The organism is Roseateles sp. P2_H4 (assembly GCF_056403315.1).
This window is the reverse complement of the sequence record NZ_JBFUFR010000008.1, coordinates 75,830-91,054: the sequence shown is the minus strand read 5'-3', so window position 1 is coordinate 91,054 and position 15,225 is coordinate 75,830. Positions and strand designations below refer to the sequence as shown.

Here is a 15,225-nt window from a genome sequence, read left to right as displayed (position 1 = left end):
CCCAAGGGCGCTGCAAGGCCCGATTCACCGGGCAGTTCGCCGTTGACGTGGGGGGTTAGAGCCCGGTCCAGGTCTTGGGCTGCGCGTGCGCCACGCCCGCCAGCTCGAGCACGCGCTCGGCCGTCTCGTTGACCATCTCCTCGATGGTCTTGGGGTGGTGATAGAAGGCCGGCAGCGGTGGGAAGCAGATGCCGCCCATCTCGGTCACGGCGACCATATTGCGCAGATGGGCGAGGTTGAGCGGCGTCTCGCGCACCATCAGGATGAGGCGGCGGCGCTCCTTCAAGATGACGTCGGCGGCGCGGGTCAGCAGGTTGTCGCCCAGGCCGTGGGCAATCGCGGCCAGGGACTTCATCGAGCAGGGCGCGACCACCATCGCGGCGGTCGCGAAGCTGCCGCTGGCGATGCAGGCGCCGATGTCGCCAGGCGCGTAGGCGTGGTCGGCTTCCGCTTCCAGCGTGGAGCGGTCCAGCCCCAGCTCGTGGTGGGCGTTGAGGATGCCGGCGGGTGTCGCGACCAGGTGGGTTTCGACACCCAGCTCGCGCGAGCGGCGCAGCAGGCGCAGCGCGTAGGCCGCGCCCGTCGCCCCCGTCAGCCCGACGACAAGGCGGGTCACGCCGTGGTCAGGGCCTGTTGCAGCTCACCCGACTCGTACATCTCCATCATGATGTCCGAGCCGCCGAGGAATTCGCCGTTGACGTAGAGCTGGGGGATGGTGGGCCAGTTGGCGTAGTCCTTGATGCCTTGGCGCACTTCCTCGTCTTCGAGCACGTTGAAGGTCTTGAGGTCGCTCACGCCGGCGGCTTTCAGGATCTGGATGGCGCGGCCGGAAAAGCCGCACATGGGGAACTGGGCGGTGCCCTTCATGAAGAGCACGACACGGTTGTTCTTGACCAGGTCGTCGATGCGTTGCTGAACGTCGCTCATTGCAGTTCTCGGAAAGGCAAAGCCGTGATTATCCGAGACGCGGCGTGGCCGCGGTCAGTAGCTGTAAGCCAGGCCCAGTTGCAGCAGGGGCTTGAAGCGCAGGTCGCGCATGGCGTCCTCGAAGCCCTGGGCGCTGCTGCGGCCCAGACGCAGGCCGTTATAGGAGCCCGACATCAGGCCGAGATCGGCGCTGAAGGCCAGGCCGCCGTTGTGCACGCGGCCCGTGTAGCCGATGCCGAAGTAGGAGAGGTTGGCGTTGTCCAGCGAATAACCGTCGGGGCCGCTCAGCGACAGGCTGCGTCGGCCGGCGGCGACGGGGCCGCTGCCCAGGGCCAGGCCGCCACTGCTTTGCGACATCGACAGCGGGCCGAGCAGCAGGCCGCCGGTGGCGCGCAGGCCGCCGCGCAGGCTGGAGAAACCGGAACTGGTGAGGTAGTAGTCGCCGAGCAGGTTGGCGCTGAGCACGCGCGAGCCGCCGAGATGAGGCTGCTGGGCCTCGCTGCCGCTGTCGACGCTGTTCAACTGCAATCGCGCCTGCCAGCGCGGATTGGCGTTGTCGTCGGCCCAGGCCGGGACAGCGGCGAGAACACAGAGGCTCAGTACTGCAGCGCTGGCGAGGCGGACCATGATCGTCTCCTGCGCGGTGCATCGGGTGGCACCGGGATTTGATACTACGCCGGCCAGTCAGTTACGGGAATGAAGAACTGGCAGCAATACATCACACATTTCGGGGTGGTTTCAGCTGGTTGCACGCCAGCGGCCGCCGCTGGCCCGGGGCCGATCGGCCAGGTCGCGCCTCAACGTGGCCTGGGAAAAACCCCGTTCGGTCAGGCGGGCGCCGACCGCTGCGGCCTGATCCCAGCCATGCTCCATCAGCAGCCAGCCGCCGTCGTTGAGGTGTTGCGGTGCAACATCAACAAGGGTCTGCAGGTCGGCCAAGCCGTCGCCGCCGGGCGTGAGCGCCGTGCGGGGCTCGTGGCGCAGGGCCGGCAGGTGAGGGTCGTCGCCGGCGATATACGGCGGGTTGCTGACGACGAGATCGAAGCGCCGGCCGGCCAGCGGCTCGAACCAGCTGCCATGGAGCCAGTCGACGGCCAGACCCAGGCGTTCGCCGTTGGCGCGGGCGACGGCCAGGGCGTCGGCGCTGAAGTCCACCGCTGTGACCTGGGCGCGCGGGCAAGCCGCCTTGATGGCCAGCGCGATGGCGCCGCTGCCGGTGCCGAGGTCGACGACGCTGGGCTGGCCAGCCAGGCCGGAAAGCAGTTCCAGCGCCCAGTCGACCAGGGTTTCCGTGTCGGGGCGGGGGATCAACGTGGCGGGCGTCACCTGCAGCATCAGGCCGTGGAAAGGCTGCCAGCCGGTCAGATGGGCCAGCGGTTCGCCAGCGGCCAGCCTGTTCAAAGCGGCTTCAGCATCGTGAACCGGCGCGTCGCCGTGGGTGATCAACCAGGCGCGGTCCTGGCCAGTCAGATGGCTCAGCAGCGTCTGCGCATCGCCGCGCTCGACGCCGAGCCGGCGGGCGAGGGCGAGCGCTCCATCTACCGTCAAGCTGGCCGTCACACGCGGCCTTCTTCGAGCTGGGCCAGTTGCTCCGCTGCCTGCGCCGCGAGCAGGCCCTGGATCACGTCGCTGAGGTCGCCGTCCAGGATCTGACCGAGCTTGTAGAGCGTCAGGTTGATGCGGTGGTCGGTCAACCGGCCCTGCGGGAAGTTGTAGGTGCGGATGCGGTCGCTGCGGTCGCCGCTGCCGATCAGGCCCTTGCGCGTGGCTGCCTCCTTGGCGGCGCGCTCGCTGCGCTCCTTCTCCTGGATGCGTGCCTGCAGCACCTGCAGCGCCTTGGCCTTGTTGCTGTGCTGACTGCGGCCGTCCTGGCATTCCGCCACGATGCCGGTCGGCAGGTGGACGACGCGCACGGCGGAATCGGTCTTGTTGATGTGCTGGCCACCGGCGCCGCTGGCACGGAAGGTATCGATGCGCAGGTCGGCCGGGTTCAGCGTGATGGCCTCGGCCTCGTCGGGCTCGGGCATGACGGCGATCGTGCAGGCGCTGGTGTGGATGCGGCCCTGGGTCTCGGTCGCCGGCACGCGCTGCACGCGGTGGCCGCCGCTCTCGAACTTGAGGCGACCGTAGACGCTGTCGCCCTCCACGCGGACGACCAGCTCCTTGTAACCGCCCAGGTCCGACACGTTTTCGGACAGGATTTCGGTGCGCCAGCCCTGGCCTTCGGCGAAGCGCAGGTACATGCGCGCCAGATCGCCGGCGAACAGGGCCGATTCGTCACCACCTGCGCCGGCGCGGATTTCCAGGAAGGCGTTGCGTTCGTCGTCGGGGTCCTTGGGGATCAGGGCGAGCTGCAGTTCGTGATCCAGCGCGGCGAGGGCCGCCTCGTTGGCGGCGATCTCCTCGCGGGCCATCTCGGCCATCTCGGGGTCGGCGAGCATGTCGCGCGCGGCCGCGAGGTCGGCCTCGTGCGCTTGATAGCGGCGGTAGCGCTCGACCAGGCCTGACACCTCGGACTGCTCCCTGGTCAGCGCGCGATAGCGCTTCATGTCCGATGCGATGCTGCCGTCGGCGAGAAGGGCGTCGAGCTCGGCGAGGCGGAAGCCAAGGCGGTCGAACTGCTGGCGAAGGGAATCTTTCATGGGCGGCAAACAAGAAGGGCAGTCAGGGGCGGCGCGAGGATTCCATCCTTGGGCGCCGGGCGGCGAGCGAGATCGCCGCTAAGACTGCTTGCCGCGCAGGAAGAGGCGCGACACCGTCTGCGCCAGTTGCAGGCGCTGCTCGCCATCGCTGCTGTTCAACTCGGCCAGCGTGCCGTGCAGCATCTTCTGGGTGAGGCCCTTGGACAGCGCGTCCAGCACTTCGTCCACGCCCGCGCCCTTGGCCAGCAGCTTGCGGGCACGGGCGATCTCGAGCGCACGCCAGTCGTCGGCCTGGGCATGCAGGGCCTGGATCAGCGGCACCGTGTGGCGCTGGTCCAGCCAGTGCATGAAGCCCTGCACGCCGGTCTCGACGATGGCCTCGGCCTGGGCCACGGCAGCCTGGCGCTTCTCGCCGGCGGTCTGCACCTGGGCGGCGAGTTCGTCGACGGTGTAGAGATAGATGTCGTCGAGCTGGGCGACTTCGGGCTCGATGTCGCGCGGCACGGCCAGGTCGACCATGAACATCGGGCGGTGCTTGCGTTTCTTCAGCGCCCGCTCGACGGCGCCCAGGCCGATCAGCGGCAGGCTGGACGCCGTGCAACTGACGACGATGTCGAATTCATGCAGGCGCTCGGGCAGGTCGGCCAGGCGCATGGCCTCGGCGCCGAAATGGGTCGCGAGCTTCTCGCCGCGCTCGAGAGTCCGGTTGGCCACGGCCATCTGGCGCGGCGTCTTGGCCGCGAAATGGGTCGCCGTCAGCTCGATCATCTCGCCAGCGCCGACGAAGAGCACGCGCGTCTTGGCCAGGTCCTCGAACAGCTGGCCGGCCAGGCGCACGGCGGCGGCGGCCATGCTGATGGAGTGGGCGCCGATCTCGGTGGAGGAGCGCACTTCCTTGGCGACCGAGAAGCTGCGCTGGAAGAGCTGATGCAGCGTCGTGCCCAGGGCGCCGGCCGCTTCGGCCTCCTTCACGGCCTGCTTCATCTGGCCGAGGATCTGCGGCTCGCCCAGCACCATGGAGTCCAGCCCGGCCGCAACGCGGAAGGCGTGGCGGGCGGCTTCGCTGCCTTGCATCACATAGGCGTGCTCGCGCAGCGCGCCGGCCTGCACGCCGCCGGCGTCGGCCAGCCAGGCGATGGCCGGCTGCACCAGGGCCGACGGCGCGGCCACATAGACCTCCGTGCGGTTGCAGGTGGACAGGATGGCCGCTTCGGGCGTGCCCGACAGTTTCTGGCGCAGACCGGTCAGCGAAGGCGCGAGCTGCTCGAGCGTGAACGCAAACCGCCCGCGCAGATCGAGCGGGGCGGTGTTGTGGTTCAGGCCGAGAGCAAAGACCGACATGGGTTGAATTGTAGGATTCGCGGCTTTTCCGCATCTGACATCGGTCAAGCCGCATGAGCCCACTCGACGCCTTCTGGCATATCGCCAACCTGTTTGCCCCGGCCTGGGGCCTGGCGGCGCTGCTGGCGGCGGCGATCAAGGGGTTGTGGCGGCGTGAGGCGAAGTCTCTGGGCTGGCGGACGTTGTGGCTCTGGGGCGCGGCGGGCGGCACGGCCGCTGCCATCGGTGCGCTGGTCCTGCTGGGCCGCGATGGCCGCATGGCGGGCTATGCCTTGCTGGTGCTCGGCGTGGCCCTGCCGCAGTGGTATTTGCTCAGCATCAAGCGCTGAGCACCTCCTCAGTCGTGACGACCTCTCCGCGCAGCGAATGCGCGAAGGCCGTCGTGATGCGAACGTCCACCAGCTGGTTCATCAGGCGCGGCGAGCCGGGGAAGTTGACGATGCGGTTGCACTCGGTGCGACCCATCAGCTCGGAGCTGTCCTTGCGGGCGTTGCCGGTGACGAGCACCTTCTCGACCTTGCCCACCATGCCTTGCGAGATGGTGATGGCATGCGCCTCGATGGCGGCCTGCAGTTCCTGCAGGCGCTTCACCTTGACCTCGTAGGGCGTCGTGTCCTCCAGCGCCGCGGCCGGCGTGCCGGGGCGGGGGCTGAAGATGAAGCTGAAGCTCGCGTCGAAGCCGACGTCGTGCACCAGCTTCATCAGCTTGGCGTGGTCTTCGTCGGTCTCGCCGGGGAAGCCGACGATGAAGTCGCTGGCCAGGCGCAGGTCCGGGCGGATGGCGCGCAGCTTGCGCACGATGCTCTTGAACTCCAGCGCCGTGTAGCCGCGCTTCATGGCCATCAGGATGCGGTCGCTGCCGTGCTGCACGGGCAGGTGCAGATGGTTCACCAGCTGCGGGATCTTGCCGTAGGCCTCGATGAGGCGGGGGCTGAACTCGTTGGGGTGGCTGGTGGTGAAGCGCAGGCGCTGGATGCCGGGGATCTCGGCCGCGTATTCCAGCAGCAGGGCCAGGTCGGCGAACTCGGCCGTGTCACCCATCTTGCCGCGGTAGGCATTGACGTTCTGGCCCAGCAGGTTGATCTCCATGACGCCCTGGTCGGCCAGGCCGGCGATCTCGGTCAGCACGTCGTCGAACGGCCGCGAGACCTCCTCACCGCGCGTGTAGGGCACGACGCAGTAGCTGCAGTACTTGGAGCAGCCTTCCATGATGGACACGAAGGCCGAGGCGCCCTCGACCTTGGCCGGCGGCAGGTGGTCGAACTTCTCGATCTCGGGGAAGGAGATGTCCACCTGCGGGCGGCGCTGCTCGCGGCGGGCGTCCAGCATGGCGGGCAGGCGGTGCAGGGTCTGCGGGCCGAAGACGACGTCCACATAGGGCGCGCGCTCGATGATGGCGGCGCCTTCCTGCGAGGCCACGCAGCCACCGACGCCGATCATGACGCCCTTGGCCTTGAGGTGCTTCACGCGGCCGAGGTCGCTGAAGACCTTCTCCTGCGCCTTCTCACGCACCGAGCAGGTGTTGAACAGGATGAGGTCGGCCTGCTCGGGATCGTTGGTCGGCTCGTAGCCTTGCGCTGCGCCCAGCACATCGGCCATCTTGTCCGAGTCGTACTCGTTCATCTGGCAGCCGAAGGTCTTGATGTAGACCTTCTTGCCCGTCGTTTCGGTGCTCATCGCTTGATCCAGGTCTGGTTGCCCGGATTGAACTGCCAGGTCGCAGCCTCGAGGGGCGTCGTCGGCCAGGGCTTGTTGGCGAGCTCGGCGGGGTTCAACACCCAGACGTCCATGATCAGGCCGCTGCCCTCGACCGTGTAGTGCACGATGAATTTCTTGCCTGCGATGCCGGCGGGCTGCACGAGGAGATTGTTATCGCCCTTGACGCGGCTGCCGGGCGCCAGGCGCGCGGGCTTGCCGTTCAGCAGCACGTCGGGGTGCTGGGTGACGACAAGTTCGCCACGCAGGGTCTGGGGTGTGAAGAAACGGTGGGTCTGGGCGTGGGCGACCAGACTGCTGGCGGCCAGGGCCAGCGCGAGTGCACAGCGGTACATGGTATGTGTCCAGTGGCTGCGTAAATGAAGACGGCGCGAGGCTTGCTCGCGCCGCTTGGGGCTTCGCGGTGCTCGCACCAGCGAAGGGGCGCAAGTTTACCTTGGGCGATTCATTCGGTCGGACCGCAATCCTGTGCACGGAGCCCCCCCCCAAGCGTGCGGTGCTCGCAGCCGGGCCGCCGACTATGGTTGTTGTTGGCTTCGGATGAGGAGATCGACATGACGGCGTGGCGTGCAATTCCAACCCTGCTGGCTGCTCTCAGCCTGGTTGCCGGCCTCACGTCGGCGCGGGCCGACGTGATCAGCGACTGGAATCAGACGGCATGCGACGTGGTGGCCAAGGCCGGCCCCGGTGCGCCCGGGCATCGCATGCTGGCCGTTGTACAGCTCGCCGTCTTCGAGGCGGTCAACGGTATCGAGCCCCGCTATGCGCCCTGGCTGCAGCGGCTGGCGGCACCCGCCGGTGCGTCGATCGAGGCGGCGGTGGCCGCCGCCAACCGCGCCACGCTGACAGCCCTGATGCCGGCCGAGAAGGCGGCCATCGACTCGGCCTACCACGCCGCGCTGAAAAACATGCCCGAGGGCGCGGCCAAGGCGGACGGCATCGCCGTTGGCGAAAAGGCGGCCGCTCAGGTGCTCGCGCGCGCCGCGGCCGATGGTGCCGCTGGCCCTGACAACTATCAGTGGCAGACAACGCCCGGCCGCTACGTGCCCACGGTGGTTCCCGCCGTCCCGACCTGGCCGCGGCGCACGCCCTGGGTGATGGCGCGTGCCGATCAGTTCCGGCCCGGGCCGCCACCCGATCTCGCCAGCGAGGGCTGGGCGCGCGACCTGCAGGAGGTGCGTGCGCTGGGTGGCAAGAGCAGCACGGCCCGTACGGCGGCCCAGACCGATATCGCGCGGTTCTGGGAGGACACGCGGCCAATGATCTATTACCCCGTGCTGAAGGCCGTCAGCCAGCTGCCCGGGCGCACCGTGGTGCAGAACGCGCGGCTGTACGCTGCCACCGGCATGGCCATCGACGACGCGCTGATTGCCGTCTTCGACGCCAAGTACGCCTACAACTTCTGGCGCCCCATCACGGCCATCCGCGTCGAGCATATGGCCGGCGGCAGCAAGACAGCGGCTGACCCAGGCTGGACGCCCTTCATCGCCACGCCGATGCACCCGGAATACCCCTGCGCCCATTGCGTGGTGTCGGGTGCGCTTGGCGCGGTGCTGCGCGAGGAGATGCGCGGCAAGGCCATGCCTCGCCTCAGCTCGACCAGCCCCACACTGCCCGGTGCCGTGCGCGAGTGGGACAGCGTCGAGGCCTTCATGGAAGAGGTGCGCATGGCGCGCGTCTATGACGGCGTGCATTACCGGAACTCGACGGAGGTGGGCAACCAGATCGGCATGGCCGTCGGGGCGCTGGTCCAGCAGCGCTTTGCCGGCCCGGCGAAATAGCGGGCCAGGTGCAGCGGACCAGGTCTACGGCGCAAAGCAAAACGGGCTGCCCTGAAAAGGACAGCCCGTTGGCTTTGTTTGGTGGCGCTTCAGGGACTCGAACCCCGGACCTGTGGATTATGATTCCATCGCTCTAACCAACTGAGCTAAAGCGCCTGAGCCCGCCATTCTAAGCGAAGTTTTTCGGGGCTGGCAAGTGGGTCTGAAAATCAGGGCGTGGCGGGGTGCAGAAAGCTCTGCAGCGGCCGGCCCGGCAGGCGCTTCAGGCCCTCGACGACCTGGGTGGCGTTGAAGACCGCGCCAGCGTCGTTCGTGTGGGTGCGGGCGTCGGAGAAGAACGTCTCGACGCGCTCGGCGCCAGCGACGCGATAGGCCTCGGTGACCAGCATGGTCAGGTCGATGAACTGGGCGCCGCCGGCGCGCGCGACCTGCTCACCCCAGACGGCGTAGTTCTCGAAGTCGCGTGGCTGGCCGGCCTGCCAACGGTCCTTGTGCGGGATGGGTGACAGCACGACGACATGGGCGCCCTTGGCGCGCGCGTCGGCGATGTAGCGAGCCAGGTACCAGCCAAAGCTCTGCACCATCTCCTTGCTGCCATCGGGCCGGGTGTCTTCCACGGCCTCGGGGCCGATGCCGGGCACCGAGCCGCGGTTCTTGCCGGCCGGGTCGCCGATGCGGGCGCCGTCGTTGTGGCCGAACTGGATCAGCAGCGTGTCGCCGGCCTTCAACTGCTCGAGCACTGACGCCCAGCGGCCTTCGGTGAAGAAGGTGCGGCTGCTGCGCCCGCCGATGGCGTTGTTGACGACGTTGATGCGCTGGGTGTCGAAGAAGGGCGCCAGGCGCTCGCCCCAGCCGTAGGCGCCGTTCTGGCCGCCACTGCGCACGGTGGAGTCGCCGATCAGCACGAGGCTGGGCAGTCTGGCGTCGCGCGGCGCCTCGACCTTGACCTTGCGCGCATCGACCACGGGCCGGTCGTCGCTGCCGTCGGGCGCGAAGCGGTGCGTGTAGACGTCGTCCGGCAGCAGCTTGCTCTGGATCAGCCCGGCGATGACGAGCTGCGCGTTGACCGCCGCGCCGAGCCAGTTGGTGTGCACGGTCTCCTGGGGTGTGTCGGCAGGGAAGAGCTTCTCGACCGTGGCCTTGCCCAGCGCCTCGTAGCGCAGCGCACCCCACTCGTTGAGGTCGATGAAGGCCACGCCCTCCTGCTTGGCCACCTCGGCGGCCCAAGCGGCGTAGTTGCCGCCGGCGCGCGTCACCTTCACACCGTCGGCCTCCCAGCGTTTGCGGATCACCGGCGAGGCGATGACGGGCGTGGCCCCGGCCGCACGGATCTCGCCGATGTAGCCGCGCAGATAGGCGCCGTAGGTGTAGACGGTCTCCCGCTTGCCGGTCAGCAGGTTGTCGATGTCTTCCTTCTCGGGGCCTGTGCCGCGCAGCACGCCGCGAGCGCGGCTGTTGTCGTTGACGGGGCTGGCGTCGTTGTGGCCGAACTGCATGACGACCCAGTCGCCGCGCTTGATGAAGGGCTTGGTGCGCTCCCAGTGGCCGCTCGTGCGGTAGGTGCGGCTGCTCAAGCCGCCAACGGCGCGATTGACGACATTGATCCTGTTCGTGTCGAAGTAAGCGGCGATCGGGTTGCCCCAGCCCCACTGACCTTCGGCGCCCTTGCCCTGGCCATCATCCTGGCCATTGCGCACCGTCGAGTCGCCGATCAGGATGAGGGACGGCAGCTCGGGCCGAGCCGGCTCCGGCAGCTTGACCTGGGCGCGCGCCGGGTCGGTGCTGGCGGTGAAGGTCTGGGCCTGGGCCAGAGGCCAGGCCAGCAGTGAGAGCAGGGCGATGAGCGTTCGGATCATGGCGCGGATGCTAGGAGCAGCCCGACCCGGGACGGCGCAAGTTCTTGAGCGATTGAGGCCCAGCAACATCGCGCAACAGAGCCGGTCCTAGAGTCGCGCCACTTCTACCGGGCACCCATCATGTCGCTTCGCAAGACCTCCCTGCTGTTGGCTCTCCTGGTCGTGATGGCGCCCGCCTGGGCCCAGATCGGCCAGCGCTTCCCCTCCGAGAAGCGCGTCGTGCCCGACCCCGTCACCGGCACGCCGCTGACCTTTCTGACGACCCAGCCGCGCGGTGACTCCAAGATCTACCCCAGCCACCCGCAATGGACGGCCGATGGCCAGTGGCTGGTGTTCCGATCGGCACGCGTCAAAGGCGAGGCCATCGCCGTCAACGAGGCGACGGGCGACATGGTGCAGGTCACCGAGGGCGGCTACGACGGCATGCTCAACCTCGCGCAGTCGGGTGGCAACAAGCTCTACTTCCTGCGGCCCGACAAGGGCGGCGCGGCCAAGGCCATGCAGGCCATCGAGGTGGACCTGGACCGCGTCTTCGCCGACAGCAAGGCCGGCGCCATGAAGCCGGCCAGCAGCTACCAGCGCGTCATCGGCACGCTGCCGCCCGAGCTGGAAGCGGTGGGCGACAACGCACTGGACGCCGATGGCCAATGGTTCTACTTCCGCGTCACCGGCAAGGCCTTCGCGGGGGCCAGGCTGCCGGCCGGCACCAAGATCGAGCCGCCCTTCGGCCCGCGCGGCATGGGCGCCGGGCCCCATGCCATCGGCAAGATCAATGTGCAGACGGGCGAGATCAAGCACGTCGTCTCCGTGCCCTTCCAGATCGGCCATATCCAGAGCAACAGCTGGAACCCGGGCGAGCTGGTGTTCAGCTGGGAGACGGGCGGCAAGTCGCCGCAGCGCACGTGGACCGTCAAGGGCGACGGCAGCGGCCTGCGCCCGCTCTACCCTGAGGCGCCCTATGAGTGGGTCACGCACGAGGCCTTCATCGGCAAGGACGAGGTGGCCCTGGCCATCATGGGCCACCGCGCCATTCCCGGCGTCGTCGACCCGAACCGGCCGGCCGCCACCGATGTGGGCGGCGCCAACCCGGGCCAGGACGCCGCCTGGGGCGATGCCGGCACGCGCGAGAAGCCGACCGGCCTGGCCATCGTCAATCTGCGCACCCGCGAGGTCATCATTGCCGGCCAGACGCCTGCGGGCAGCGGCCTGTGGCATGTGCATGGCTCGCCGGACGGGCGCTTTGCGACGGGCGACGACTTCGGCCGCAGCCTCTATCTGATCGACCGCAAGACGCGCGAAATGATGGTGCTGACCACCGGCCACAAGGCGACGGCGCGCGACCACATCCACCCGACCTTCAGCCCCGACGGCAGGAAGATCCAGATCCAGTCCGCCATGCTGTCTGCCGACGGGCGCGAGATGAATATCTGCATCGTGCCCGTGCCCAAGGCTTGGTTGGATAGAAAACCATGAGATTCTGACTATCGTCTTGGATATATTGGTGATTGAATAATTCCAGATACTGATACTCGCAATATTGGGCCAAACTCTTCTGTGAAGGGTTTGGCCCATATTCATTCGGGCCTGCCGGGCAGGCCTGGCGACAGGCGGGAGCGGCCCTTGATAATCACCAGCGTGATCGAAACCTGCGTCTTTCAAGGGTTTTCTCGGAGTCAAAGCAATCACGGTCGTGATTCTTTGCCAGCGTGTGAACACAGCGTGAAACCCGACCTCTAGACTGTCTTCGGGGCATTAGAGAGAGCCATTTCGAGCTCTCCCCGGTCGATATTCTGGAGAAGACAAAATGCTGAAGAAGATTCATGGCGGTTCGCCGGTTTCGCGTTGGACGCCGCTGGCCCTGGCCATTTCGGCAGCACTGGCCAGCCAGGCCCAGGCCCAGGCGCAGCAGCCCGCCGCACCGGCCACTGCCGCGTCTGCGCCCGCTGCCAAGGACGCCAACCAGCTCGAGACCGTCGTCGTCACCGGCATCCGCCGCTCCATCCAGAGCGCCATCGACCGCAAGCGCAATGCCTCCACCGTCAGCGACAGCATCGTGGCGGAAGACATCGACCAGTTCCCCGACAAGAACGTCGGCGAGGCGCTGTCGCGCATCACCGGCGTGCAGCTGTCGCGCCAGTTCGGTGAGGGCTCGCAGGTGTCCATCCGCGGCGTCGAGCCCGACCTGAACCGCATCCAGATCAATGGCATGTCGGTGCTGAGCACCACGGGCGGCGCCGGCCGCGGCGCCGAGTTGCGCGAGCTGGCGTCGGAGCTGATCGCCTCCATCGACGTCATCAAGGGCTCGACGGCCGACCTGACCGAAGGCGGCATCGGCGGCACCGTGGAGATCAAGACGCGCAAGCCGCTGGACTTCACCAAGCTCACCATCGCCGGCACGCTGGCGGCCGAGCAGGGCAGCCTGCGCGGCGGCGTGCAGCCGCGTGGCACGCTGCTGCTGGCCGACAAGTTCCTGGACGGCAAGCTGGGCCTGATGGCCAACCTCGTCTACGACAAGATCTACACGCGCGGCGACTTTGCGCGCAACACGTCCTGGGCCTTCCTGCGCGACTGGGACTTCTCGGCCGAGAAGACCGTCACCAGCCTGAACGCCAACGCCGCCGCCGTGACAACCGCCGCCGGCTGTGCCTCGCTGGCCGCGGCTGATCGCACCCCCTGCCAGTCGCAGTGGTTCGACTACTCGCCGCGCATCTCGCGCTATGGCATCTGGACGCGCGACCACGAGCGCAGCTCCGCCGAAGTGACGGCCCAGTACCAGTTCACCAAGGAGCTGGACGCCTACGTGAGCTACCAGGCCAACACGCAGGCCCAGCGGCTCAACGACATGAACTACGGCACCGACTTTTCAGCCATCACGCGGCTGGCATCGTCGGGCAATGCGCCGGTCTATGCGGCCAACGGCACTGTCGCCACGGCGGGCACCTGCGTTGCAGCACCCGCGGCCACCACGCCGGCCGGCATGACGGTGGAGAACCACCACGTCACGCAGTTCACGGTGGGCAACTGCCTGAATGTGGCCGGCCAGGGCGGCCAGGGCGCGTTCAGCACGTCGGCGCGCGATTTCGCGCTGGACATCAAGTCCAAGTACACGACGGCTGGCTTCAAGTTCAAGAACGACAAGTGGCGCGTCGAAGGCCTGCTGGGTGACTCCAAGTCGGACTACAAGAGCGAGAGCAACAACATCGTGCTGACGCAAAACGCGCCCGGCCTGGTCGTCAAGCTCGACGGCAACCACTTGCCGCAGTTCACCTTCCCGGCGGCCTACAGCCCCGACAACGCGTCGTCCTATGTGCAGGCGCAGCTGCAGTACCGCCCGTCGGCCACCAAGAACACCGAGCGCCAGGGCAAGCTGGACTTCCAGTACAGCATCGACCACAGCTTCTTGCAGAGCCTGTGGTTCGGTGGCCAGATGCGCGAGTCCACCGCGCGCCAGTTCAACGGCGGCGGCTATCTCGTGCAGAACAACGGCCTGCCGAACCTCACCGACGAGGCAGTGGACATCAATGTCCGCACCGCCAACATCAACCAGACCCTCATCTTCGACCCGCTCTACACCGGCACTGCGCAGCGCCCCAACGATGCGCAGACCTACATCAACAGCGGCTACAAGACGTCGTATGTGACCGGCACCCGCATGCAGGAGATCGTCAACACGATCCGCACGAAGTCGCCCGGCACCTTCATGGGCGGCTATGGCGACGTCAGCGGCTTGCCGGCCAACTGGACGGCGCCGAGCTATTCGGCAACGGCGTCCTCCGGCATCTTCGATACCAGCGACTTCACCCACAAATACCTCTACCAGACGCCCGGCAACGACGGCAAGACCTATCCGCAGATTCCGGCCTTCGACGTCATCGAGAAGGTCAAGGCCGGCTATGTGCGGCTGGACTGGGGCACGGAGGTCTTTGGCCTGCCGCTCGATGGCAACGTGGGCGTGCGCTACACCCGCACCGACCTGACCTCGACGGGCCTGAAGACGGACCGTACCTGCAACCCAGCCACCGTGTCGACCTGCTCGGTGCTCGTGAACAGCAATTCGGTGGTGACGCTCAGCAACAGCTACAACGACGTGCTGCCCAGCCTGAACGCCACGCTGCAGCTGATCAACGGCCAACTGCTGGTCCGCGGTGGTGCAGCCAAGGTGATGGCGCGCCCGGCGATCGACCTGCTGGCGCCCAACGTCACCTGCACGACGGGCAGCGGCGACCCGGCGCGCGGCGGTGACGGCACCGACGACTGCACGGCCGGCAACCCCGACCTGAAGCCCTACCGTGCCACCAAGTACGACCTGAGCCTGGAGTACTACCCCAGCCGCGACACGCAGCTCAGCCTGGCCACCTTCCGCACCGAAATCGGCACCTATGTCCGCAAGGGCATCGTGAACCGCGGCGTCAACTTCTACGGCGACGGCCGCCTGTTCGACGTGACGCAGGCCATCAACGGCGAGGGCGCCAAGACACAGGGCCTGGAGCTGGCCGGCCGCACGGCGCTGTCCTTCCTTCCCGGCTTGCTGGGCAACCTCGGCGTCGATGCCAACTACACCCACATGACGTTCAGCTACGCCAAGGGCAACGAGCTGATCAGCCCGTTGGACAACTCGGTGCTGCCGTATCCGGGCCTGTCGAAGAACTCCTACAACCTGGGCCTGTGGTACGACGACGGCAACTTCAATGCCCGCCTGGCCTACGCCTACCGCGACAAGTACTACACCGGTGGCAACGACGTCTCGGGCAACCCGAACTTCGCCGACAAGACCGGCTATCTGGACGCCAAGATCCAGTGGAAGGCCACGAAGAACTTCACGCTGGCCGTCGAAGCCAAGAACCTGACCAACCAGGCCGAACTGACCTATGCGGGCGACCTGGGTCGGCCCAACGAGCTCGCCTGGTCGGGCCGCCGCTACTACGTGACCTTGGGCTACAAGCTCTGATCACTCCTTCTTCA

General features: G+C 67.5%; 13 protein-coding genes and 1 tRNA gene. 4 read left to right on the top strand and 10 right to left on the bottom strand.

Features of this window, described 5'->3' with window-relative positions; all coding sequences use genetic code 11:
- Positions 1 to 55: 55 nt before the first annotated feature.
- The 6 genes from AC1DW3_RS08365 to hemA all read right to left on the bottom strand — a co-directional run bounded on the left by AC1DW3_RS08365 (position 56) and on the right by hemA (position 4,910).
- Complete coding sequence (locus tag AC1DW3_RS08365) at positions 56 to 616, bottom strand: UbiX family flavin prenyltransferase (protein ID WP_477930409.1); 561 nt, start codon at positions 614 to 616, stop codon at positions 56 to 58.
- Positions 613 to 927: a Grx4 family monothiol glutaredoxin gene (gene grxD / locus AC1DW3_RS08360; RefSeq protein ID WP_477930407.1), complete on the bottom strand. Its 315-nt coding sequence runs from the start codon at positions 925 to 927 to the stop codon at positions 613 to 615. The genes AC1DW3_RS08365 and grxD overlap by 4 nt, the downstream gene beginning before the upstream one ends.
- A gap of 54 nt (positions 928 to 981) precedes the next feature.
- Complete coding sequence (locus tag AC1DW3_RS08355) at positions 982 to 1,554, bottom strand: hypothetical protein (RefSeq protein WP_477930405.1); 573 nt, start codon at positions 1,552 to 1,554, stop codon at positions 982 to 984.
- A gap of 111 nt (positions 1,555 to 1,665) precedes the next feature.
- Positions 1,666 to 2,475 carry a peptide chain release factor N(5)-glutamine methyltransferase gene (gene prmC, locus AC1DW3_RS08350; RefSeq protein WP_477930403.1) on the bottom strand — a complete coding sequence of 270 codons (810 nt, stop codon included), beginning with the start codon at positions 2,473 to 2,475 and terminating at the stop codon, positions 1,666 to 1,668.
- 8 nt (positions 2,476 to 2,483) lie between these two features.
- Complete coding sequence (gene prfA / locus AC1DW3_RS08345; RefSeq protein ID WP_477930401.1) at positions 2,484 to 3,569, bottom strand: peptide chain release factor 1; 1,086 nt, start codon at positions 3,567 to 3,569, stop codon at positions 2,484 to 2,486.
- Between the two features lie 78 nt (positions 3,570 to 3,647).
- Positions 3,648 to 4,910, bottom strand: coding sequence for a glutamyl-tRNA reductase (gene hemA / locus AC1DW3_RS08340; protein WP_477930400.1), 1,263 nt, complete (start codon positions 4,908 to 4,910; stop codon positions 3,648 to 3,650).
- A gap of 53 nt (positions 4,911 to 4,963) precedes the next feature.
- On the opposite strand from hemA, the gene AC1DW3_RS08335 reads away from it, so the two are divergent.
- Positions 4,964 to 5,239, top strand: a complete 276-nt coding sequence (locus AC1DW3_RS08335) for a hypothetical protein (RefSeq protein WP_477930399.1) — start codon at positions 4,964 to 4,966, stop codon at positions 5,237 to 5,239.
- Here AC1DW3_RS08335 and miaB read toward each other — a convergent pair.
- The gene (gene miaB, locus AC1DW3_RS08330; protein ID WP_477930397.1) at positions 5,229 to 6,587 is read right to left on the bottom strand and encodes a tRNA (N6-isopentenyl adenosine(37)-C2)-methylthiotransferase MiaB; all 1,359 of its coding nucleotides are present in this window, start codon (positions 6,585 to 6,587) and stop codon (positions 5,229 to 5,231) included. The two genes, AC1DW3_RS08335 and miaB, sit on opposite strands and share 11 nt — an antisense overlap.
- Positions 6,584 to 6,961 carry a hypothetical protein gene (locus AC1DW3_RS08325; RefSeq protein WP_477930396.1) on the bottom strand — a complete coding sequence of 126 codons (378 nt, stop codon included), beginning with the start codon at positions 6,959 to 6,961 and terminating at the stop codon, positions 6,584 to 6,586. The genes miaB and AC1DW3_RS08325 overlap by 4 nt, the downstream gene beginning before the upstream one ends.
- Before the next feature lie 219 nt (positions 6,962 to 7,180).
- Between AC1DW3_RS08325 and AC1DW3_RS08320 the strand changes: the two genes are divergently transcribed.
- Positions 7,181 to 8,407 (top strand): vanadium-dependent haloperoxidase, encoded by a 1,227-nt coding sequence (locus tag AC1DW3_RS08320; RefSeq protein WP_477930394.1) that lies wholly within the window; start codon positions 7,181 to 7,183, stop codon positions 8,405 to 8,407.
- A 79-nt stretch (positions 8,408 to 8,486) separates the two neighbouring features.
- Here AC1DW3_RS08320 and AC1DW3_RS08315 read toward each other — a convergent pair.
- Positions 8,487 to 8,563: transfer RNA gene (locus tag AC1DW3_RS08315), tRNA-Met, on the bottom strand.
- A gap of 53 nt (positions 8,564 to 8,616) precedes the next feature.
- The gene (locus AC1DW3_RS08310) at positions 8,617 to 10,263 is read right to left on the bottom strand and encodes a rhamnogalacturonan acetylesterase (protein ID WP_477930392.1); all 1,647 of its coding nucleotides are present in this window, start codon (positions 10,261 to 10,263) and stop codon (positions 8,617 to 8,619) included.
- 120 nt (positions 10,264 to 10,383) lie between these two features.
- Between AC1DW3_RS08310 and AC1DW3_RS08305 the strand changes: the two genes are divergently transcribed.
- Positions 10,384 to 11,736, top strand: coding sequence for a hypothetical protein (locus tag AC1DW3_RS08305; protein WP_477930390.1), 1,353 nt, complete (start codon positions 10,384 to 10,386; stop codon positions 11,734 to 11,736).
- 331 nt (positions 11,737 to 12,067) lie between these two features.
- A complete protein-coding gene (locus tag AC1DW3_RS08300; protein WP_477930388.1) occupies positions 12,068 to 15,211 on the top strand; it encodes a TonB-dependent receptor in 3,144 nt (1,047 codons plus the stop codon).
- The last annotated feature ends 14 nt before the right edge of the window (positions 15,212 to 15,225 follow it).

Excerpts from the sequence above, each read along its gene's own strand:
- grxD (WP_477930407.1), bottom strand. The coding sequence starts at position 927 with ATGAGCGACGTTCAGCAACGCATCGACGACCTGGTCAAGAACAACCGT.
- AC1DW3_RS08355 (WP_477930405.1), bottom strand. The coding sequence starts at position 1,554 with ATGGTCCGCCTCGCCAGCGCTGCAGTACTGAGCCTCTGTGTTCTCGCC.
- prfA (WP_477930401.1), bottom strand. The coding sequence starts at position 3,569 with ATGAAAGATTCCCTTCGCCAGCAGTTCGACCGCCTTGGCTTCCGCCTC.
- hemA (WP_477930400.1), bottom strand. The coding sequence starts at position 4,910 with ATGTCGGTCTTTGCTCTCGGCCTGAACCACAACACCGCCCCGCTCGAT.
- AC1DW3_RS08335 (WP_477930399.1), top strand. The coding sequence starts at position 4,964 with ATGAGCCCACTCGACGCCTTCTGGCATATCGCCAACCTGTTTGCCCCG.
- miaB (WP_477930397.1), bottom strand. The coding sequence starts at position 6,587 with ATGAGCACCGAAACGACGGGCAAGAAGGTCTACATCAAGACCTTCGGC.
- AC1DW3_RS08325 (WP_477930396.1), bottom strand. The coding sequence starts at position 6,961 with ATGTACCGCTGTGCACTCGCGCTGGCCCTGGCCGCCAGCAGTCTGGTC.
- AC1DW3_RS08320 (WP_477930394.1), top strand. The coding sequence starts at position 7,181 with ATGACGGCGTGGCGTGCAATTCCAACCCTGCTGGCTGCTCTCAGCCTG.
- AC1DW3_RS08310 (WP_477930392.1), bottom strand. The coding sequence starts at position 10,263 with ATGATCCGAACGCTCATCGCCCTGCTCTCACTGCTGGCCTGGCCTCTG.
- AC1DW3_RS08305 (WP_477930390.1), top strand. The coding sequence starts at position 10,384 with ATGTCGCTTCGCAAGACCTCCCTGCTGTTGGCTCTCCTGGTCGTGATG.
- AC1DW3_RS08300 (WP_477930388.1), top strand. The coding sequence starts at position 12,068 with ATGCTGAAGAAGATTCATGGCGGTTCGCCGGTTTCGCGTTGGACGCCG.